This window comes from Chitinophaga tropicalis (genome assembly GCF_009758205.1).
In the GTDB taxonomy this organism is placed as follows: Bacteria; Bacteroidota; Bacteroidia; order Chitinophagales; family Chitinophagaceae; genus Chitinophaga; species Chitinophaga tropicalis.
Genome location: NZ_WRXN01000001.1, coordinates 856,428 through 877,417 on the forward strand (window position 1 = coordinate 856,428; position 20,990 = coordinate 877,417).

Genomic DNA, 20,990 nt, shown 5'->3' on the forward strand with positions numbered 1-20,990 from the left:
AGAGCAGATACGTGAAAGCAGGTATTATAGGTAGTGGCAGCTGGGCCACGGCGTTAGCCAAAATATTAACGGACAATGGCAGGCAGATTGCCTGGTGGATCAGGAATGAGGATACTATCCGTTACATGCAGTTACGCCATCACAACAGGCACTATCTCACTTCTGTATACTTTGATACCAGTCTGATACAATTGAGCAGCAACATAGAGGAAGTAGTTGCAGCCAGTGATGTATTGGTACTTGCCGTACCATCTGCTTTCCTGGAAGATGTGTTGCTGCAGTTAACACCTGAAATGCTGGAAGGTAAAAAGGTGATCAATGCCATTAAAGGTCTGGTGCCGGGCAACAACCTGCTCATCAACGATTATCTTTCTGAGATCTTTGATCTGCCGCTGGAACGATATTTCACTATTACCGGCCCCTGTCATGCAGAAGAAGTGGCTAATGAAAAACTTTCTTACCTGACCTTTTCCGGTTTGCAGGAAACGCAGGCCCAGTCAATGGCAGACATGTTCACTAACAGTTACCTGCAAACGATAGTGAACCATGATGTAATAGGTGTACAGCTGGCAGCGGTGCTGAAGAACATTTATGCTCTTGGCGCAGGTATAGCCCATGGTCTTGAATACGGAGATAATTTCATCAGTGTATATATAACCAACTGTTTCCGGGAAATGCAGCATTTCCTGGAGGCTTACGGTAAAGAACATACGGAGGCAGGACAGGAGCATAATTATAATGCCAGCGCTTACCTGGGCGATCTGCTTGTAACCTGTTATTCCCTGCATAGCCGTAACCGCACCTTCGGGAATATGATAGGTAAAGGCTACAGTGTAAAAGCCGCGCAACTGGAACTGAACATGATAGCTGAAGGATATTACGCCAGTAAATGCCTATTTGAAATGAACCTGGAAGTAGGTGCATATATGCCTGTGGCTCAGGCGGTTTATACCATATTGTGGCAACATCTTAATCCACGGGAAGCCTTCCTTTCCTTAGAGAAAGGATTTATTTAATTGAATGTTAACGTCTTGTTAAGATGTGGATAAGATAGGTTAGGCATTTTTGCAGCAGATTCATCATTATTTAATAATCTATATTCTGCATGCCACTAAACCATTCTTATCTGCGCATCTTTGCCGCAGGATTCCTCCTGTTTTTTCTCTCTTTTACGGCAGTAGCCCAGCAGGCTATCACCGGTAAAGTGATCTCCGGCGATGATAAACAGCCCTTACCTGGCGCAACCATCCAGGTGAAAGGGGGCACAAAAAGAGCCATTACAGACAACACCGGCAACTTTACCATCCAGGCCGGGAACAATGACATCCTTATTATCAGCAGTGTTGGCTTTACCACCCAGGAACTGAAAGCCGGCGACGCCGCTACTGTGGCCATGGCTACCGACACCAAAGGGTTGGGAGAGGTGGTAGTGACCGCTCTTGGTATTAAAAAAGAGCGGAAGAAACTGGGTTATGCTCTCCAGGAAGTGAAAGGAGACGACCTCACCGTAGCCCGTGAAAGCAATGTAGTGAACCAGCTGGCCGGTAAAGTAGCAGGTGTGACCGTAATAAGCAGCCCTTCCGGTGTAGGCGGTTCTGCCAGGGTATCTATCCGTGGGGAACGTTCTGTAGACCTCAATAAGAACCAGCCCCTGTATGTAATTGATGGTGTGCCCATCAGCAATGCCATCACCGGTGCAAATGGCAGTAATAATATGGAGGTGGACTTTGGCAACGGCGCCAGCTTCATCAACCCTGACGATATTGAGAGCATGAGCGTGCTGAAAGGCCCTGCAGCAGCTGCCTTATACGGCTCCAGGGCAGCTAATGGCGTGGTAATGATCAAGACAAAAGCCGGGCGTAAGCAAAAAGGGATCGGCGTAGAGGTAAACAGCAACCTTACTATAGAAACTCCCCTGAAGCTGCCGGAATACCAGAAAGTATACGGCCAGGGTAACAGCAGCGGCGGCGACTTCGCCTTTGTGAACGGCGCCGGCGGCGGACTGGCAGATGGTACCGACGAAGGATGGGGACCCGCTTTTAAAGGACAGCTTTATCCACAGTTCAATTCTCCCCGTACCCTGAACGGCCAGGCTATTCCTTATACCGGTGGAGATCTGAATGCCCCTGCAGGCAGCACTATTACCCCCACAAAATGGGAGGCCGACAATGACAACCTGAAGAACTTCCTTGAAACGGGAAATACCTTCACTAATAACGTAGCCCTTACCGGCGCTAACGATAATGGTGATTTCCGGTTAAGCTATACCAATCTTCACCAGAAAGGTATTGTACCTAATACAGGCCTGGACAGGAATACCACTACTTTCTCCGGAGGCTATCACCTGACGCCCAAATTCACTGCCAGGGCTTTTGTGAGCTATATCAAGAGTGAGAGCGACAACCGTCCTTCTATCAGCTACGGTACAGAAAGTATTATGTACCTGTTCAACTGCTGGCTGCCCGCTTCTGTGAAAGTGAGCGATCTGAAACGCCTGTGGATGAGGGGGCGCGAAAACCAGCAGCAGTACAACTGGAACTACAACTATCACGATAACCCTTACATGACCGTGTTTCAAAACACTAACGGTCAGTTTTATGACAGGATCATTGGGAACGTGATCCTCCGTTATGACCTTGCAGACTGGCTGAACGTTCAGCTTCGTACTGCAACGGACTGGAGCAGCGAACGCAGGGAATACCGCCGTGCATTCAGCACCCAGCGTTTCCCTTATGGCGAATACAGGGAAGTGGACATCATCAACGAAGAGCGTAACTCAGATTTCCTGTTCACTGCCAATAAAGAGATCAACTCAGACTTTTCTGTGAACGGTACTTTTGGCGGTAACCAGATGAAGCAGACCTCCCTTTTTAAAGAAGCAGTGGCTGGTCAGCTGAACCTCCCCAATATCTACAGGCTAACCAATTCCAGGATAGCGCTGGTGTCTAATGAGAATGACGTGGGTAAGAAGATCAACAGTTTATATGGTTCTGCCGGTGTATCCTGGAAGAACAAACTGTTCCTGGATGTAACGGGCCGTAACGACTGGAGCAGCGCCCTGACCCTGCCGGAAGATCTGAAGAGCCTCGGTAAGGAGCAGAATTCCTATTTCTATTCTTCAGTGGCTTTGAGTGCTATTATCAGTGATATGATCACATTGCCTTCTGTGTTCAGCTTTGCTAAAGTAAGAGCCAGCTTTGCGCAGGTAGGTAATGACACCGATCCGTTTGCATTTACCCAGACCTACAACCGTAGCGATCCTTATGGGGCAGCACAGGTGTATGAAGAGACCAGCAGGTTGTCTAACCTGAACCTGAAACCGGAGATCAGCTCTGCCTATGAATTTGGTACGGACCTGCGTTTCTTCCAGAACCGCCTTGGACTGGATGTGACCTATTACCAGAGTAATACCAGGAACCAGATACTGAACATTCCTTTATCTAATACCAGCGGGTATGAGACCCGGGTTATCAATGCCGGTTCTATCCGCAATAATGGTGTGGAAGTGATGCTGAATGTAATGCCGGTGAAAACGAAAAATTTCAGCTGGGACGCTTATGTGAACTTCTCTGCCAACCGCAGCAAGGTGATAGAGCTGAGCGATGAGCTGGACAACTATGTAATGGCAGACAGAAGCGTAAGCGTGGAAGCCAGGGTAGGACAGCGTATGGGAGACCTATATGGAATCGGTTTTGCAAGAGTGCAGAGCTCTGACCCTGATGCGCCATATTATGATGCATCGAAGCAGTATACCGGTCAGATGGTATTTGCGGCTAATGGTCGCCCGATGGCTACTACAGAAAAGATCAAGCTGGGTAACTACAATCCGGACTGGCTGATGGGGGTAGGTAATACTTTCAATTATAAAGGAGTGAAGCTGAGTTTCCTGTTTGACATTCGCCAGGGAGGTAAACTTTATTCCCATACCCAGACTGTGGGCCGTGAAGGCGGGATCATTAAAGAGACCCTGGAAGGCCGTGCAGATGGTTATGACATCACTAAAGAAGGTAATGGTGTGATAGGACAGGGCGTTACCCAGAAAACAGATGGCACTTTTGCTACTAACACTACCAAAGTGCCTGTGCGTGAGTGGCATAGTGCCTGGACCGGTGGCCGTTCCATTGCAGAAGGGGTGATGTATGATGCTTCTTTTATAAAGCTTCGGGAGCTGCAGATAGGCTATAGTTTCCCTTCTTTTGGCAAAGGTCTGATCAAGGGGCTGAATGTATCGCTGGTGGGACGTAACCTGTTGCTGTGGGATAATGTACCGCATGTGGACCCTGAGAATATGTCTTATTCCGGTGGTACTGCATTGCCAGGTATTGAATATATGAGCCTTCCTACCACCCGTAGTTATGGTGTGAATCTCAGCTTTAAACTCTAAAAAGGACAGGAATGAAACCGCGGGTGACAGATTCTCCTGTATTCGCGGTTCCATCTGACCGATAAAAATCAAATATTGACAGATGAAACTATTTAAGATATTTATACTGGCAGGGCTTCTGGCATCCTGTACCAAGGACTTCAGGGAAACCAATACCAACAATAACAATCCTACTAATGTAACGCCTGACCTGCTGCTGAGTGGTGTGATCAGGAATATGATGAACCGGCAGGTAAACAGCGCCTGGGGCATTGGCAACATTGTGGTACAGCATCACGCCAAGATCCAGTTCGTAAATGAGGACCGGTACCTCTGGGGAGAGCAGAACAGTGTGTGGGACGATGTATATGATAATTATCGCAATCTGCAGAACATCTTCACTACGCTGGGGCAGGATACTACTAACCCTTATTATGGAGTTTCTCTTGTGTTGAAATCCTGGATGTTTGCCCAGGCAACTGATGCTTATGGCGACATCCCTTATTCTGAGGCCGGTAAAGCCAAGCTGGAGGGTGTTTATCAGCCGGCGTATGACAAGCAGGAAGATATTTATGCCGGTATCCTGAAAGATCTGGCTCGTGCTAACTCCCTGCTGGCGGTAAGTGGTACTACGCTGGATGGGGATATCCTGTTTGGTGGTGGAGCGGCTTCTATTATCAAGTGGCGTAAGCTGGCTAACTCCCTGCGGTTACGTTACCTGTTGCGTATGTCTAAACAGAAGAACGTGAGTGCGCAGATGCAGGCGATAGTTGCCGATGCTGTTAATAATCCTGTGTTTACCGGTAATGCTGATAATGCGGAGATGGTCTATCTGTCAGCCGCTCCTAACCAGTGGCCGTTGTATACTTCCCGTGTGGGTTCTATCGACGAGTTCCGTGTCAGCAAGACTTTGAGTGATCGTCTTACGGCTTTGGGCGACCCCAGGCTGAAGGTGTTTGGTCGGCCGACGCAGACTTCCGTAACAGCTGGTACTCCGAAGATACAAGGTATTCCTAATGGCCTGAGCGATGTGGATGCGCTGGCGTATAATGGTGGTGTACAGGGTGTATCCCGTGTGGGGTATACTTTTGCCTGCCTGGTATGTAATGACCTGAACCAGGCTCCGCCGGACCCTGCTGCTCCCCGGGCGTTGCTTATGACCTATGCTGAGCTTCAGTTCATTCTTGCAGAGGCCCGGGAGAAGAACCTGATCTCTACCGGTGATGCGGCTACTTATTATACTAATGGCATTACTGCCAATTTTGACTACTGGAAGAGTATAGTTCCTGCTCAATATGGTATTGATGTGACTATGCCTGCTGGTTATCTTACCCAGACCACCGTTGCTTATACGGGGGATGTGCTGGCGAAGATCGCCTTGCAGAAGTGGATCGCATTTTATTTTAATGGGTTGGAGGCCTGGTATGACTGGAGAAGGACGGGAATGCCGGAGGTTATTCCGGGACCGTCTAACCTGAATAATAACCTGGTACCGGTGAGGTTTATCTATCCGTTGAAGGAACAGTCTCTTAACGGGGTGCATCGTATGGAAGCGGTGACCCGCCAGGGAGCGGATAACCTGAATACGAAGATGTGGTTAATTAAATAACTATACCGTGGCGCTAAAGTGCTACCGCAATACATGCACTAAACATGCTTAAGACATGCTTTAAACATGCTTGAGACATACTTGAAAGGGGGAGTTGAGGAGTAGGAAAGGACGCTTTTGCCGGGAGGCAAAAGCGTCCTTTTGTATACAATCTATTTCGCGATGTCCATTTTCACTTTCTTGTTCTTGATCTTTTGTCCCTGGATGAGTGGGAGGGTAACTGCTGCTTTGCTCTTCCTTATAGCTACAAAGGAGAAGAAATCCTTTACTTCTATCAGGCCTATATCATCTTTTTTCAGCTGTCCTTTATTGGTGAGGAAGCCTACAATGTCAACTTTATTTACCTTATCCTTTTTACCTGCTCCTATAAAGAAGGTGGTCCATTTGGGTTTTTCCGGTAATTCGACATTATCGGGAACCGTCATCAGTTCAACTTCCTCATTGATATATTCCGGTAGCTTCTCATCTGGTCCTATGAGCAGGATAGCGGTTCCGCTGGCATCCATCCTGGCCGTTCTGCCATTGCGGTGGGTGAAGGTTTCGACGTTATGAGGCAGATGGTAGTGTATGATGTAGCGGATGTGAGGGATATCGAGGCCACGGGCGGCAAGGTCTGTGGTGACAAGGATGTTGGAAGTGCCGTTCCTGAATTTACAGAGGGCGGCATCTCTTTCCTGTTGTTCCATGGCGCCGTGATAGAAAACACTGGTTAGTCCCTTTTCTTTCAGCAATCCATTGGTACGTTCTACGGCTTCCCTGTGGTTGCAGAAGACTATAGTGGGCCGGCTGCCCAGGTGGCAGATAAGCCTGAACAGGGTATCTACTTTGTCTTTATCCTCGCTATCTACGTATTTCAGGGTGAGTGCTTCAGACTTTCCTTCTGTAAGGAAGTTCAGTTTTGCCGGTTCTTCCAAGCCAACAAAATCGGGTATTTCCACCGCTTCTGTGGCGGAAGTGAGGATCCTCTTTTTTAGGTTAGGCAGGGATTCTATGATAAATTCCATTTCATCCTGGAAGCCCAGTTCAAGGGATTTATCGAACTCATCCAATACAAGAGTGGTGATACCTGCGGTTTTTATATTTTCTCTGCGGATGTGGTCTCCCAGTCTGCCGGGGGTACCGACTATAAGAGCTGGTGCTTCCAGCAGGTTATTTTCTTCTGTTTCCCTCAGGTGCCCACCATAGCAGCAGGTTATTTTAAAGCCGGTGGTCATTTGTTTCCAGACCTTTTCAATCTGCATTGCCAGTTCCCGGGAGGGGGCAACTATGAGTGCCTGAGTACCGGGGATGTTTTTATCCAGCCTTTCGAGGATGGGAATTAAGAATCCCAGGGTCTTTCCTGAGCCGGTATTGGACAGTAAAATGACGTTGTCTGATTGTTGGTTCGCTTCTATGGAAGCGAGCTGCATTTCGTTCAGCTCGTCTATGCGGAGAGCGGAGAGTATGGTAGCGTATTTTTGCATCGGGGCAAAAGTACGGTTTTAGTGAAGATTTGGGGTAAATCTGGATAATATTGACATTAATGGATATGTAATATTTTATCCTTGTAATAGTATTCTGCTCCTGTAGTTATCTTTATTGCATCCAGGAATTCTTCAACTGGTTCTGACTTCAATATTGTACCAGTAAACTTTTTGTCTGCAATTTTACTGTTGTCTATAACTACCTGGATTCCGTACCAGCGGGGCAATATCTTCGTGATTTCCGACAATGGCGTATTGTCTAGTTTATATCTGCCTTTTATCCAGAGCAGGTCATTTTCATTCAGGGTAGTCACTGTAGTTTCAGTTGTAGATATAGCAGCTTGTCCAGGGTTTAATTTAACTGAGTTGAAAGCAACAGCGCCCTCTACTAAAGAAACCTTTACCATACCTGAGTCATATGTATTCACATTGAAGGAGGTGCCGAGTACCTGCACGGCGCCTTTTGGGGTATGCAGGATAAAAGGCCGGTTTGGATCTTTTGCCACTTGCAGATAGGCTTCTCCCTCAATAGTAATTTCTCTTAAATTACCGGCAAACTTAAAAGGAAACTTAAGAGTAGTAGCGCTGTTCAAGGATCAGCAGCTCCTGGAGCTTGCGGGATAACCAGGCCTTACGCAGCGTAGTATTGACCATATTATATTTTACCTCCTTGTTCAGATGATACAGCTTATCCCATATCACCCCCGGAGTAGGCGTCAACACCCCGGGAACACCGCTGTTTATTTTAGACAGCCATCTGTTTACCAAAAGAGAACCAGATGAAAAGGTAGCCAGGAGATCAGGAGAATACTCATAATGTTGCACCTCATAAATGCCCGGTGTGAAAAGAGTTGGCTGCTGCAGCCGGTCTACCTGCAAACAGTTATACTGTCCCTGCAGAAGAGGAAGTACCGTCATGTCATGACGCACAACATTCACACTGCCCTGCAGCATACAGCTGATAGTACTCAGCGGTTCCTTTACAGCAGGCAGAAGCTGTATGGGCTCCCTGACAATAAAAACATTATTACTTACGGAGCAACCCTGTACCATGGCTGTATGGTAAATGATATCCGCCGGTGGAGCGCTGACCAGTACCGGATCTGCAAAATCACAACGATATGCTGCATAATGGGAGGGGAGCTGATGGATTACTTTAATATGGTGTTCCGGGATACCAGGAAAGCCATATTCTATTGTGGCGTTCATGTCATCAATAATTTATTTGAGGGGCATTGGCATACAGGTTTTTGAAACAGGTAATATTACCGGGTTAATGCAAGGACACAAAAAAAGTGAGGTTAATAAATCTTTAACAATTGAAGGAGCCAGGCTAAAGAACCTGGCTCTGTTATTTAAAACAAGAAAACAACCTGTTAAAACTCAATAAAAAACCAAAAGACAGATTCAAAAATAAAGGTGAGAAAACAGAAATCTGTGAACGGGATGTTAATGAAATAAAATTGTCCCGGAGATGTACCCCGGGACAATAACTAAAACAACAGCTATGAATGAAAAAACTAAATGCTTCTGAAAAAGTCCAATTACCATACCATCCCCCCTTCCTCTCAGAGGAGGAGAGTGGCACCTGCCAGAAAAAGCGCTCGTATTTGTGGAACCGATAACGGGACTGTGGAGAAAATTCCACAGTCCTGAAAGGTAAACGCTTGCCGGAGCTGCCAGTTCAGCAATGGATTGATATTTGGAAGTATAGAAGGATAGGTATTTTGGAAACAGAAAACAAGAGAAAAGACCTGTAATTGAGGAAGGATTGTTTCTTATTTGATAATCAATTAGTTAATGGAATAAGTGAACGCATGGTACAACATGTTAAACCAGACGTGGACCACCCGTCTGACGAAATGTTATCAAAAGAGGGGATGAAAGGATCGTTTATTTTGATAATTGACGATGAACCGGATATCTGCCGACTGTTGCAGCTTAGCCTTGTAAGATATGGATATAACGTCAAGTATGTTCATGCACTTACCGACGGATTGCAATATTTACAACAACAACAACCGGATCTTCTCTTCCTGGATATCCATCTGCCAGATGGCTCAGGACTGGAAGCTCTTCCGGCTATTAAGAAGAAATGTCCCACCTTGCCAGTGATAACGATCAGTGCATATGATAACGGCATGGAGAAACAAACAGCATTGAATGCAGGCGCCAGTTATTTCCTGGCTAAACCATTCAATGTGAAAAGCCTGGATGAATTAATGGGTGTTATGTTAAGCCGAAAGTAAGGTCATTATAAATTTGTAAATTTAATTGCTGTTGTCTAACACCACATATAAATATTATGAGAAATATTTTGATAATTGACGATGAGATAAATATTTGTACGTTATTAAGCAAGTTTCTTGGTAAACATGGCTTTAAGGTGGATACTACAATGAGTGGTGCAACTGCCCTGAAGATGATGAAGGAAAAGACCTTCGACCTGGTGTTGTGTGACTACCGTTTAAAGGACACTGATGGTGCCCAGCTGCTGCAGGATATCCTGCAGATAAATCCACGTACAATAGTGATCATCATCACTGGCTATACCGACGTTAGAGTTGCTGTGGATATGGTGAAAAATGGAGCCTATGATTATCTCTCCAAACCGCTATACCCTGACGAGATACTCAACCTGGTCCACAAAGCATTTGCCCATATGGACTCAGAACGTGAACGGGAATCGTCCATGCCGGCAATACGTGCAGCTAACGGTAACGGCAATGCCGACGGAGTGCCCACACCTGACGATCCTAATAGCGAAATGCTGGATAAAACACATAAATACGTTTATGGCGAAAGCAGTAATGCCCGCGAACTGTTCCGGCAAATAAAACTGGTTGCGCCAACTGATTATAGTGTGATCATCTTCGGAGAAACAGGTACCGGTAAAGAGTCAGTTGCACACCTTATCCATCACCACAGTAAAAGACATAACCAACCCTTCGTAGCACTGGACTGTGGAAGCCTATCCAAAGAGCTGGCCGCCAGTGAACTATTTGGTCATGAGAAAGGGGCCTTTACAGGTGCTATCAATACCAAGATCGGCGCCTTTGAACAGGCACATGGAGGTACCCTCTTCCTGGATGAAGTGTCAAATCTGTCTTACGATATACAGGTAGCCCTGCTGCGTGTTATCCAGGAGAAAGTGATACGCCGCGTAGGTAGCCTGAAAGAGATACCTATCGATGTCCGTATCATAGTAGCATCGAACGAGAAATTATCGGAATCCGTTGCTAAAGGCCGTTTCCGTGAAGATCTCTTCCATCGCTTTAACGAATTCACTATCTACATCCCGCCATTGAGGGAAAGAGTGGAAGACCTGCCGCTATTTGTAGACGCTTTTATCCGCCAGGTGGAAAGAGAGCTGCAGAAGAATTGCGGGAAGATCACCCACGAAGTATGGGAATGCTTTAATAAATATAACTGGCCAGGTAATATCCGTGAGCTAAAAAACGTGATCAGACGCGCATGCCTGCTCACGCCAGAGCATGACGATATTACCCTGTCTACATTACCATTGGAAATGAAAGAATCATTCTCTCAGGCTTCTTATGAAGATGACCACCAGGTGAATATGGCCGGAGAACTGATATCCATTACCAATGAGAACGATCTTAAAACAGTAGCGCTGCAGGCAGAATACAACAAGATCATCAATGTGCTGAAAGAAGTGAAATACAATAAAACGAAAGCGGCACAACTGCTGAACATAGATCGTAAGACGTTATACAACAAACTACGATTGCTCAACATAAATTACTGATCAGGGAAGGGCGCTGCAAGCGCCCTTTTTCATGTGCACGGTATACTATTTGCAACGCCTGTATTGATAAACAGGTACGTTATGGAACAGCAAATTAATTCTGCTGCCGGAGAGAAGATCAATAACAATTTCTTTGAACGCTTTTCCGGTAAAGTAGCACAGATGACAGGAACTCCCTGGGCATTCTTTATTGCACTCTCAGTGATCATTATATGGGGAATAACAGGACCGGTATTCGATTATTCAGATACCTGGCAGCTGGTCATCAATACAGGCACTACCATCATCACTTTCCTGATGGTATTCGTGATCCAGAAATCACAGAATAAAGATTCAAAATCCATCCAGTTAAAATTGAATGAACTGATAGCAGCCAACAGAGCAGCGAGTAACAGGCTGATAGTAGTGGAAGACCTGACGGAAGATGAGCTCGATACGCTGCATAAATACTACTCCAGGCTTGCAGAGGAGACAAAGAAAAGAATGAACATGAAGGAATCTCATTCTGTGGAAGAAGCAATAGAAAATACAGACGAGAAGTTCAATGAAATATAATGGGAAGTGTATCAGCTACTCAAAGGACCGGTTTCACCTCCGGCGAAACCGGTCCTTCTGACCAGCAGGCAGTTATCCATTAACAGGCAGCGTAATTGTAAACGTACTTCCTGCCTCCGGTTCACTTTCTACATGGATAGTGCCCTTATGATTCATGACAATGTTCTGTGTGCTGGTCAGGCCAAGCCCTGTACCTTTGGGCTTACTGGTAAAGAAAGGATCAAATAACCGCATTTTCATCTCTTCCGGAATGCCAGGGCCATTATCACTTATTGTAATGACAGCCTTATCTTTCTGCTGAAGGGTTTGCACAGTAAGTACTCCCTTACCCGGCGTCATAGCCTCAATAGCATTGATGATAATGTTAAGCAACGCTATCACAACTTTCTCCTCATCCGCCGGGATGATGATATCCTGCTTCAGATAGTCTTTATTCACTTTTATCTCATTCAGCTGCAAACGGTCCTGCGCCAGTGTAAGTGCTTTATCTGTCAGCTCATTGATGCCATGAGGCTGGATATTCAGTTCCATCATCCTGGTAGAATGCAGCAGTTCGGTGATCAGCTGGTTAATACGGGTACAGTTGCGCTCAATAATGTCCACATATACCTGGCTTTCCTCCGGGTCTACAGGTTCTCCCTTGAACTGGCTCACTGCCAGCAGTATATTGGTGAGCGGATTCCTCACCTCATGGGCAATGACCCTTGCTATACGGCCTGTTACCACAAACTTCTGTTGTTGCTGTTTCTCCTGTTCTTCCCGTTTGCGCTCGGTGATATCCTGCGCCACACATAGAAAGATCTGTTCCGTTTCATCCAGGGTAACGGCGCTGACCATTACGTCCAGTTTACGCCCTTCTTTGGTCAGGAAATTATATTCTGTCCGAAGGCTGGAATCTTCCCCACAGATATTCTCAAAGAAATGCCGGTACTGGTCTTCATGATAGAACAGTTCTTTCAGGTTCAAGTTCAGCATTTCCTCTTTGGAATACTTCAGATTTCTGAGTGCGGCGGGATTGGCGTCTATGACATTCTTGTCACAATCTGCCAGAATAATGAGATCGTGCGCTTTTTCGAACACGCCAAAGTACTTTTTCTCATTCTCCTCAATAACCCGCAGGTGATGTGCTTCATCAAGAGCATAACGGATAGAGCGTTCCAGCTGGTCTGCGCTGATCTCTCCTTTTACAAGATAGTCTGAAGCACCTGCCTGCATGGCTTCCTTATCGATGGTATAATCACCCTTACCGGTCAGCACTATTACCGGGGCCCTGTATTCCAGCTGCTGAAAATGATGCAGGATATCTATACCGGTGTATGGCCCCAGGCGATAGTCCACCAGGTAAATATCATGTTTTTTCCGGTCTATTTCTTCAACGGCTTTTGAGTAGGTAGGTGCCCAGTCCAGCTGGTACTGTCCTGGTGAAATGTCCTGCAGCAGCTGGCTTACCAGGAAAAAGTCATCCTCATCGTCATCTACCATTAATATGTTTACGGGTTGATCTGTCATATGCCGAAATATTTGCCAGGTTCAGCAATTCTCTGCAATAAGAATGCTAGTTTTTTTATGTCAGGCTAACTTTCATGTAGATTAATTTGTGTTAGCGGTAAGACAACAATAAAAGTAGCGCCTTCTCCGGGAAGGGCTGTAGCAGATATATGTCCGTGGTGACTGTCTACGATCTTTTTACAAATGGCCAGGCCTATTCCCGTTCCGGAATACTCACTCATGCCATGTAAACGCTGGAAGAGTAAAAAAATGCGCTCGGCATAGGCAGGGTCGAAGCCTATACCGTTATCTTCAACATGGATACTGCATAGATTATCTATCGTGGATGATGTGATATTAATGACCAACCGCCTTTCCGGAGATGCAAACTTAACGGCGTTGGTAATGATATTCTGGAAAAGCTGGTGGAAAGCGGTGGCATTTCCTTCTATGGGAGGGATAGGGCCTACATTTACAATTGCATTCTTTTCCAGTAAACCTTCTTCCACATCACTCACCACTTCATTGACCAGGGCCACCATATCTACCAGGGCAACGTTTTCCGGGGTGATCCTGCCTGCACGGGAGAAAAGCAGCAGGTCATTGATGAGCACCCGCATACGGCCTACAGCAGCCATCATCCGCTTTAGCAGGTCTGAGGCTTCTTCCGGCAGGTTATCACCATATTTTGACTGTAAACGGTCGCTGAATGTAGAGATCTTACGGAGGGGCTCCTGCAGGTCGTGAGAGGCTACATAGGCAAACTGTTCCAGTTCTTCGTTAGACTTGTTCAGCAGTCTGATATTCTGTTGCAGGTCCCGCTGATAAGCTTTCAGTCTTGATTCTATATGTAGCTGTAACCTGAACTCGCGCGTAAGGGTAATATAGGAATAGATCCCTATCAGGATAGCCATCAGCGATGAAATAAAGATAACAGGTATCCAGATGGCAGAATAGAAACGTTGCAGCACTGCTTTGCGGTTCAGGTATGATGCCTCTATTTTCAGCATATCCTGCACCTTCCGTTCTATTTTATCTATGGTTTTCTCACCCTGATGTACTGCGGAGGTATCTTTCTCATGGGTGGTAATACGTTGCTCACCTTCTCTCAGCTGACGGTATTTATAATCCAGTAAGCTCTTCAGTGTATCCAGATGCCGTTGTTGCTGGGGATTGCCCGATGTTATCAGCCTCAGCTGCATATATTCAACCTGTATCTTGTTACTTCTTTCCCGCATGGTGGGTTTCAGGAAGGCGGTGTCTTTAGTGATATTATACCCCCTGATGGCAGATTCAGCATCCTTTAGCTGACGGGTGATCACCTCCAGGCTTTTTGATACCTGTATGGTATGATTCAACCGCTGGGCATTGTCCAGGAGATTTTTCGTTACAAGGAAGGAGCAAACTGAAGCTACTATGATCACAGTAAAAGCTACAAAAAAACCTACTCTTATCTTCTTCTGTACAGGAATATGCATTAGCCAGAGAATTATGTGGTGAGCAATCGAATTTACGGGAAAATAGGATACTGTCCAGCGCTCAGCGCTTATTGTTCAACAATTTCCACATAGTGCAAGGCATATTCTACAGGAGTTATAGCCGTGGCTGCTTTATTAATGAGTATATCCTTATACGTTAGTTTGAAGTGGCTGTATCCTATATCTGTATGGCGTTCTGTGAGGAGGATGATATTTCCGCATGTACGTAAATACTATAGTAGCGGGCCTGTGGAATGAACTTTGTTTTTTTAAAAGAATAATACTCTCAGGACAAAAAGAATCGTTCACCCAAAAAAATAAAATCATGCAAGTTTATTATATGTCCGCCGGGAATCCGGGTCCGGGTAGTGTACCCGGAAAAGATCCCGGACCGGAAATAACACCGCCCTCCGGGCCGCAGGGGCCTCCGCCCCAGCCAGGGCCGGAAATTACACCTCCACCTTCGCCACAGGGCCCTCCGGAGAAGACGCCGGACGAAATACCCGGGCATGATATTGAACGTAATCCGCCCACGCCTAAAGCAAAGAAAAAGGAAGGGGAGTTAGAAGAAAGGGCTGAAAAGATAGCAGAACAGGACAGGGAAGATGGAGAAGAAAGATCGCCGGACCTTTTCCCTGATCCAACTATTATGGAAACAGGCGACACTTACGACCAGGAAGACAGCGTACGGCCAATTCCTGAGGAATAGCTTCATCACTATTAAACTCCAGATATTATGGCAACAAGAACCCAAACCCGCACTACCGGCAACAGCCGCTCATCAGCAACTGCATCCCGCAGCAGTAACAAGACAAAACGCGAAGAGATGCCCAACTCAAAATTCCATAAACTGTTTATGGACGAACTCAAAGACATTTACTGGGCAGAGAAGAACCTGGTGAAAGCATTAGGTAAAATGCAGAAGGCCGCCACTTCTGAAGAACTGGCCAATGCTATTGTGGAACACCAGGAACAGACAAAAGAACATGTTACACGTATTGAACAGATCTTCGAACAGATGGGGCAAGCTCCTAAAGCAAAAAAATGCGAAGCAATGGAAGGGCTGATAGCTGAAGGGCAGGAAGTAATAGACGATACAGAAGAAGACAGCGCCGTAAGGGATGCAGGCCTTATCATCTGCGCCCAGAAAATTGAGCATTATGAAATTGCCGCCTATGGAAGCCTGCGTACGCTGGCACACAGAATGGGTCATGAAGAGGCGGCACAGATACTGCAGACAACGCTGGACGAAGAAAAGGAAACAGATAGTCTGCTCACACAGATCGCAGAGTCTTCCGTAAATGAAGAAGCTGCTGCAGAATAAAAGTTCATCCACATAGAAACCCGGAGGGCCTCTGCATGTAATAATGCCAGGGGCCTTTTTTAAGATCATAAACAGGATGATATATGGATGTGCTTGCAGAAGCAATGGCCACCGCCAGGGCTGTTAAACTACGGTATGTAAGGACAGGAATGCCCGGGTTTAGCCGCCAGCGCTCAAAGAATGGTTTTTATTACCTGGACCAGCATGGTGAAAAGATCACAGACAAGGAAGTACTGGAAAGGATCCGCGGGCTGGTATTGCCACCTGCGTGGGAAAATGTCTGGATCTCACCATATGAGAATGCGCACCTGCAGGCTACCGGCATTGATGCAAAAGGCCGCAAGCAATACCGTTATCACTCCACATGGGCAAAGGTGCGCAATGAAACCAAATATGACCGGCTGCTACAATTTGGGAAGAAACTACCGCAATTGCGCAGGAATATGGAGGCCGCCCTGCGCAAACGAAATATGGATAAAGAAAAAGTCACAGCTATTGCCCTCAGCGTCATGCAGGAAACATTGATGAGGGTAGGCAATACTTCCTATGAAAAATTATATGGATCCTACGGATTGACCACCCTGCGCGACCAGCATATCAAAATAAACGGAAATACCGCTTTCTTCCGGTTTAAAGGCAAAAAAGGCGTAATACAGCAGATCACCCTCAGGCATGCACAACTGGCAAAACTGCTGCAGAAAGTGCGGGAAATACCCGGACAGGAGCTTTTCCAGTATTATGAAGGAGATGAGCATAAAAGTCTCGATTCAGGAGATATCAACGAATACCTGAAGCTATGGACGGGAGAAGATTTTACCTGTAAGGATTTCCGTACCTGGTCAGGATCGGTCAACGCATTGAATTTGCTGGCAGACCTGGCCCCTTTTTCCTCTGCCACAGAATGTAAGCAGAACCTGGTGAATATTATAGACAGTGTAGCCGGAAAACTGGGTAATACACGCGCAGTTTGCAGGAAATATTACATTCATCCCAGGTTATTGGAAACATATGAAAAATGTGAACTCGAACCTTATCTGTCTGAGCTGAGGGCTGGCAGGAACAAAACCGCGAAGAGCGGGCTGCATAATGATGAAAAAGTACTGCTGAAATTCCTGGAAGCAGGAAAAAAATAAAGGTTGCCATATGACTTAGTGCATGTGGCAACCTTTATCTTATTTATACTGATCAGGCGAAGATCAGCTGATCTTCCCTGTCTTCTACCGGTATTTTCTGAAGAAATTCGTCAAAGCCTGATTCCTCATGTGTACTATAAGCGCCATAGGCATCAAGTACATAACCTATTTCCCCTTCTTTGTCTTCAATAAGGTATAGTACCGACATATCTGCCGGATCTGACTCACCTTCAAACCGGTAGGTTTTAATGATCTTCAATTCTTCCGGATTGTAGATCTTTTGTTTGTCAATATTCTGCATTCTGCCATGATCACTCATCTTCAGTTCATGATCAAGACCCCTATCGTGCAGCTTTTGCATCACCCGGCTAAGGGTGGTCATTTCGCCTGGCTTTTCCATAAACAAAGGTTATTTGGTTATAAGGTTAAAACCAAAAGACGTGCCATGGCATATAGTTTGGACTTATTAGATCATCACCATTTAAATCATAACATTATGAGAGCAGTATGGTCAGGAACAATCGGTTTTGGGCTGGTAAATATTCCAATCAAACTGTACAGTGCGGTACAGGACAGCAGGCTGGACCTTGACATGCTGGACAAAAAAGACCACGCCCATATCAGGTTTAAACGCGTTAATGAAGATACGGGGAAAGAAGTACCCTGGGAACAGATAGTGAAAGGATTCCTGCTGAATGATGAATATGTAATACTGGAAGATGAGGATTTTGAAGAAGCAAGCCCGGAAAAAAGTAAGATCATCACGATAGAATCATTCGTGGACCAGACGGAAATAGACGATATCTATTTCGAATCTCCTTACTATATAGAACCTGATAAAGCCGGCGTGAAAGCCTATGGTCTATTACTTAAAACACTGGAGAAAACAGGTAAAGCCGGCGTTGGCAGGTTTGTGCTCAGGACCAGCGAGCACCTGGTTGTAATACGCCCCAGGGAAGATTACCTGTTGCTGCATCAGCTGAGGTTTGAAGAAGAGATACGTTCTCCTAAAGACCTCTCTATCCCGGCCGATCCGAAGATCGTAAAAAAGGAACTGGACATGGCCGTTAAACTGGTAGAACAATACACAGAACCTTTTGACATCAGCCAGTTTAAAGATACCTACCGTGATGAACTGATGAAGATCATTAAGGCGAAAGCCAGCGGTAAACGCCGTACCGTGAAGAAGATGAAAGTAGTACATACCCGGAGCAGCGATCTGTTCTCTCAACTGAAAGCCAGTCTGGGCGGCAATGGCAGCAAAAGTAAAAAACGTGCATCATGAGTTTAAACGTCTATGATAAAAAGCGGAATTTTAAATCTACGTCAGAACCTGCCGGGCGTAAGAAGAAGAGCGCGGGGAAAGCACACATCTTCGTTATACAACGTCACCACGCATCCAGGTTACATTATGATTTCAGGCTGGAAGTGGATGGTGTACTGAAAAGCTGGGCTGTGCCCAAAGGTCCGTCTATGAACCCTGCTGATAAACGGCTGGCCATGCAGGTAGAAGATCACCCATATGATTACAAGGATTTTGAAGGTATTATACCCGAAGGGAATTATGGTGCAGGTTTCGTGTACATATGGGATAAAGGCAATTATGAGCTGCTGCATGACGGGACTAGTTTTGATAAGGAAGCGGAAAAAGAGATCAGAAGCGGTAACCTGAAGATCCGTCTGAAGGGTAAAAAGGTGAAGGGTGAATTTGCACTGGTGAAGATGAAGAACAGTGACGATAATGCCTGGCTGCTGTTAAAGCATAAAGACGATTATGCAGTGAAGGAGGCTTATAACAGTGAGGATTATACGCCACAACGCATCAGGGATAAAGGCGAGAAAGTGCATAACGGGAAATCATCTGCTAAAAAAACAAAAAGCAGGACTGTTGAGAAAAGGACAGAGAAAAAAGCTGAGAAGAAGACAGAGAAGGAACTATTTACACCCATGATGGCAACATTGGTAGATGAACCGTTTAGCCGGGAGGGATGGCTGTTTGAAACCAAGTGGGACGGATACCGGGCCATTGCAGATGTGCGGAAGGGGAAGGTTGCGCTTTATTCACGGAACCATCTCTCTTTTAATAAAGATTATTCCCCCGTGGTGGAAGCTGTAGAGAAACTGCAGCACAATGTAGTACTGGATGGAGAGATCGTGATACTTGAAAAGAATGGAGTGACAGATTTCCAATCATTACAGAATTACAGGTCTGAGAAGAGAGGGAATCTTGTCTATGCTGTTTTTGACCTGCTGGAGCTGAATGGACAGGACCTGCAGGATATGCCGCTGGTGCAGCGTAAGGAGTTGCTGAAAGAGATAGTGGAACAGCTGGGTGATAAACGGGTGATCTACTCTGATCATGTATTGGAGAATGGGGAGAAATTCTATAAGCAGGCACAGAGTAAGGGATGGGAAGGTATTATTGCCAAACAGGCAGATAGTACTTACGTTCAGGGAAAGCGTGTGATGTCATGGCTGAAGATAAAAATAGTGGATCAGCAGGAAGCCATCATCTGCGGATATACTGAACCCAGGGGCAGCCGTAAAAAGATAGGCGCGCTGGTGCTGGGGCTTTACGATAATGAGGGAGTGCTGAAGTACATCGGTAATTGTGGCGGCGGATTGAACAGTGCGCTGATAGACGAGCTGTACACAAAGATGCAGCCCCTGGTACAGAAGCAATCTCCGCTGAAAGAAAAGATAAAGACGCCTACGCCGGTCACCTGGGTAAAACCTCAGCTGGTATGCCAGGTAAAGTTTGCTTCCTGGACGGGAGGCAATCACTTACGGCAGCCGGTATTTCTCGGATTACGGAAGGACAAGCCGGCGAAAGAAGTACGCAAAGAGACCGCAAGATCTGCAGATATGGCAACAAAGAACATAGCTGAGAAGGCGCCTGCAGCAGCAGAAAAAGAACGTACACTTACGCTGAACAGCAAAAAGGTAACGCTCACGAATCAGCAGAAACTGTACTGGCCCAAAGAAAAGATCACCAAAGGAATGCTGATAGATTATTACCTGGCTATGGCAGATTATGTGCTGCCATATATAAAAGACCGTGCTTTAAGCCTGCATCGTTTTCCTGATGGTATAAAAAGTGCAGGGTTCTATCAGAAGGACCTTGATACGGCCACCATTCCTGAATGGCTGAAAACAATATCCATTTACTCGGAATCTACTTCCCGGAATGTAGATTATCTGGTGTGTAATAATGAAGCCACACTGGCTTATATGATCAACCTGGGGTGTATAGAGGTCAATCCCTGGTTGTCTAAGATCAAAAAACCGGATAACCCGGATTATATAGTGCTGGACCTTGACCCGGAGAGTATTTCATTCAGATATGTGGTAGAAACTGCGCAGGTAATAAAGGAAACGCTGGATGAAATGGGCGTGACTGCCTTCTGCAAAACCTCCGGTGCATCGGGCATTCATATTTATATTCCGACCGGGGCAAAGTATAATTATGATACCTGCCGCTTATTTGCGGAATATGTAGCCGGGCTGGTGCAAAAGAAATTACCGCGTACTACCAGTATCATAAGGGCAAAATCGCAGCGTAATAAGAAAGTATATATAGATTATCTGCAGAACAGCCGCGGACAGACGGTGGCTTCACCATATTCCGTACGTCCGAAGCCGGGAGCAACAGTATCTGCCCCTTTAAGCTGGGATGAGCTGACGGATGATCTGGCTATTGGAGATTTTACCATTTTCAACATGCAGGAGAGATTAAATGAAGTGGGAGACCTGTGGGAAGGCATTTTATCTGTAAAAAACGATCTGAGAAAAGTAATAAATCTTTAGT

The 20,990-nt window shown here is 45.9% G+C and carries 17 protein-coding genes; 11 read left to right on the forward strand and 6 right to left on the reverse strand.

Annotation, left to right across the window (positions count from 1 at the left end; translation table 11 throughout):
• Nucleotides 1-11: 11 nt before the first annotated feature.
• The 3 genes from GO493_RS31320 (at nucleotide 12) to GO493_RS03650 (ending at nucleotide 5,972) form a co-directional block, all read left to right on the forward strand.
• Nucleotides 12-1,016: an NAD(P)H-dependent glycerol-3-phosphate dehydrogenase gene (locus GO493_RS31320; RefSeq protein WP_317165400.1), complete on the forward strand. Its 1,005-nt coding sequence runs from the start codon at nucleotides 12-14 to the stop codon at nucleotides 1,014-1,016.
• An 89-nt stretch (nucleotides 1,017-1,105) separates the two neighbouring features.
• A complete protein-coding gene (locus tag GO493_RS03645) occupies nucleotides 1,106-4,384 on the forward strand; it encodes a SusC/RagA family TonB-linked outer membrane protein (RefSeq protein WP_157304738.1) in 3,279 nt (1,092 codons plus the stop codon).
• Between the two features lie 82 nt (nucleotides 4,385-4,466).
• Nucleotides 4,467-5,972, forward strand: coding sequence for a SusD/RagB family nutrient-binding outer membrane lipoprotein (locus GO493_RS03650; RefSeq protein WP_157304739.1), 1,506 nt, complete (start codon nucleotides 4,467-4,469; stop codon nucleotides 5,970-5,972).
• Between the two features lie 152 nt (nucleotides 5,973-6,124).
• Here the strand turns inward: GO493_RS03650 and GO493_RS03655 are convergent, their stop codons facing one another.
• From GO493_RS03655 to GO493_RS03665, 3 genes are read right to left on the reverse strand one after another with little or no spacing between them, the layout of a single operon-like run.
• Complete coding sequence (locus GO493_RS03655; RefSeq protein ID WP_157304740.1) at nucleotides 6,125-7,435, reverse strand: DEAD/DEAH box helicase; 1,311 nt, start codon at nucleotides 7,433-7,435, stop codon at nucleotides 6,125-6,127.
• Between the two features lie 56 nt (nucleotides 7,436-7,491).
• Nucleotides 7,492-8,028, reverse strand: coding sequence for a FecR family protein (locus GO493_RS03660; protein ID WP_157304741.1), 537 nt, complete (start codon nucleotides 8,026-8,028; stop codon nucleotides 7,492-7,494).
• Nucleotides 8,006-8,644 (reverse strand): hypothetical protein, encoded by a 639-nt coding sequence (locus GO493_RS03665; protein WP_157304742.1) that lies wholly within the window; start codon nucleotides 8,642-8,644, stop codon nucleotides 8,006-8,008. Before GO493_RS03665 ends, GO493_RS03660 begins: the two co-directional genes overlap by 23 nt.
• A gap of 608 nt (nucleotides 8,645-9,252) precedes the next feature.
• Here GO493_RS03665 and GO493_RS03670 point away from each other — a divergent pair.
• The 3 genes from GO493_RS03670 (at nucleotide 9,253) to GO493_RS03680 (ending at nucleotide 11,759) form a co-directional block, all read left to right on the forward strand.
• A complete protein-coding gene (locus tag GO493_RS03670) occupies nucleotides 9,253-9,684 on the forward strand; it encodes a response regulator transcription factor (protein WP_157304743.1) in 432 nt (143 codons plus the stop codon).
• A 56-nt stretch (nucleotides 9,685-9,740) separates the two neighbouring features.
• Nucleotides 9,741-11,204, forward strand: a complete 1,464-nt coding sequence (locus tag GO493_RS03675; protein WP_157304744.1) for a sigma-54-dependent transcriptional regulator — start codon at nucleotides 9,741-9,743, stop codon at nucleotides 11,202-11,204.
• An 81-nt stretch (nucleotides 11,205-11,285) separates the two neighbouring features.
• On the forward strand, nucleotides 11,286-11,759 hold the full coding sequence (locus GO493_RS03680; protein WP_157304745.1) for a low affinity iron permease family protein: 474 nt from the start codon (nucleotides 11,286-11,288) through the stop codon (nucleotides 11,757-11,759).
• 72 nt (nucleotides 11,760-11,831) lie between these two features.
• Here GO493_RS03680 and GO493_RS03685 read toward each other — a convergent pair whose 3' ends face one another.
• Nucleotides 11,832-13,268, reverse strand: a complete 1,437-nt coding sequence (locus GO493_RS03685; RefSeq protein ID WP_157304746.1) for a hybrid sensor histidine kinase/response regulator — start codon at nucleotides 13,266-13,268, stop codon at nucleotides 11,832-11,834.
• Nucleotides 13,269-13,333: 65 nt separating this feature from the next.
• Nucleotides 13,334-14,725, reverse strand: coding sequence for a sensor histidine kinase (locus tag GO493_RS03690; RefSeq protein WP_157304747.1), 1,392 nt, complete (start codon nucleotides 14,723-14,725; stop codon nucleotides 13,334-13,336).
• 325 nt (nucleotides 14,726-15,050) lie between these two features.
• Between GO493_RS03690 and GO493_RS03695 the strand changes: the two genes are divergently transcribed.
• The 3 genes from GO493_RS03695 to GO493_RS03705 all read left to right on the forward strand — a co-directional run bounded on the left by GO493_RS03695 (nucleotide 15,051) and on the right by GO493_RS03705 (nucleotide 17,182).
• The gene (locus GO493_RS03695) at nucleotides 15,051-15,434 is read left to right on the forward strand and encodes a hypothetical protein (RefSeq protein ID WP_157304748.1); all 384 of its coding nucleotides are present in this window, start codon (nucleotides 15,051-15,053) and stop codon (nucleotides 15,432-15,434) included.
• A 27-nt stretch (nucleotides 15,435-15,461) separates the two neighbouring features.
• Nucleotides 15,462-16,049 (forward strand): YciE/YciF ferroxidase family protein, encoded by a 588-nt coding sequence (locus tag GO493_RS03700; RefSeq protein ID WP_157304749.1) that lies wholly within the window; start codon nucleotides 15,462-15,464, stop codon nucleotides 16,047-16,049.
• 83 nt (nucleotides 16,050-16,132) lie between these two features.
• The gene (locus GO493_RS03705; protein WP_157304750.1) at nucleotides 16,133-17,182 is read left to right on the forward strand and encodes a DNA topoisomerase IB; all 1,050 of its coding nucleotides are present in this window, start codon (nucleotides 16,133-16,135) and stop codon (nucleotides 17,180-17,182) included.
• 52 nt (nucleotides 17,183-17,234) lie between these two features.
• Here GO493_RS03705 and GO493_RS03710 read toward each other — a convergent pair whose 3' ends face one another.
• Nucleotides 17,235-17,582 carry a hypothetical protein gene (locus GO493_RS03710; protein ID WP_157304751.1) on the reverse strand — a complete coding sequence of 116 codons (348 nt, stop codon included), beginning with the start codon at nucleotides 17,580-17,582 and terminating at the stop codon, nucleotides 17,235-17,237.
• Between the two features lie 96 nt (nucleotides 17,583-17,678).
• Here GO493_RS03710 and ku point away from each other — a divergent pair, with 96 nt between their 5' ends.
• Nucleotides 17,679-18,467, forward strand: a complete 789-nt coding sequence (gene ku / locus GO493_RS03715) for a non-homologous end joining protein Ku (RefSeq protein ID WP_157304752.1) — start codon at nucleotides 17,679-17,681, stop codon at nucleotides 18,465-18,467.
• On the forward strand, nucleotides 18,464-20,989 hold the full coding sequence (ligD, locus tag GO493_RS03720) for a DNA ligase D (protein ID WP_157304753.1): 2,526 nt from the start codon (nucleotides 18,464-18,466) through the stop codon (nucleotides 20,987-20,989). Before ku ends, ligD begins: the two co-directional genes overlap by 4 nt.
• Nucleotide 20,990 lies beyond the last annotated feature (1 nt).

Coding starts and splice junctions, on each gene's coding strand:
- GO493_RS03645 (WP_157304738.1), top strand. CDS start 1,106: ATGCCACTAAACCATTCTTATCTGCGCATCTTTGCCGCAGGATTCCTC.
- GO493_RS03650 (WP_157304739.1), top strand. CDS start 4,467: ATGAAACTATTTAAGATATTTATACTGGCAGGGCTTCTGGCATCCTGT.
- GO493_RS03655 (WP_157304740.1), bottom strand. CDS start 7,435: ATGCAAAAATACGCTACCATACTCTCCGCTCTCCGCATAGACGAGCTG.
- GO493_RS03665 (WP_157304742.1), bottom strand. CDS start 8,644: ATGAACGCCACAATAGAATATGGCTTTCCTGGTATCCCGGAACACCAT.
- GO493_RS03670 (WP_157304743.1), top strand. CDS start 9,253: ATGGTACAACATGTTAAACCAGACGTGGACCACCCGTCTGACGAAATG.
- GO493_RS03675 (WP_157304744.1), top strand. CDS start 9,741: ATGAGAAATATTTTGATAATTGACGATGAGATAAATATTTGTACGTTA.
- GO493_RS03680 (WP_157304745.1), top strand. CDS start 11,286: ATGGAACAGCAAATTAATTCTGCTGCCGGAGAGAAGATCAATAACAAT.
- GO493_RS03685 (WP_157304746.1), bottom strand. CDS start 13,268: ATGACAGATCAACCCGTAAACATATTAATGGTAGATGACGATGAGGAT.
- GO493_RS03690 (WP_157304747.1), bottom strand. CDS start 14,725: ATGCATATTCCTGTACAGAAGAAGATAAGAGTAGGTTTTTTTGTAGCT.
- GO493_RS03695 (WP_157304748.1), top strand. CDS start 15,051: ATGCAAGTTTATTATATGTCCGCCGGGAATCCGGGTCCGGGTAGTGTA.
- GO493_RS03700 (WP_157304749.1), top strand. CDS start 15,462: ATGGCAACAAGAACCCAAACCCGCACTACCGGCAACAGCCGCTCATCA.
- GO493_RS03705 (WP_157304750.1), top strand. CDS start 16,133: ATGGATGTGCTTGCAGAAGCAATGGCCACCGCCAGGGCTGTTAAACTA.
- GO493_RS03710 (WP_157304751.1), bottom strand. CDS start 17,582: ATGGAAAAGCCAGGCGAAATGACCACCCTTAGCCGGGTGATGCAAAAG.
- ku (WP_157304752.1), top strand. CDS start 17,679: ATGAGAGCAGTATGGTCAGGAACAATCGGTTTTGGGCTGGTAAATATT.
- ligD (WP_157304753.1), top strand. CDS start 18,464: ATGAGTTTAAACGTCTATGATAAAAAGCGGAATTTTAAATCTACGTCA.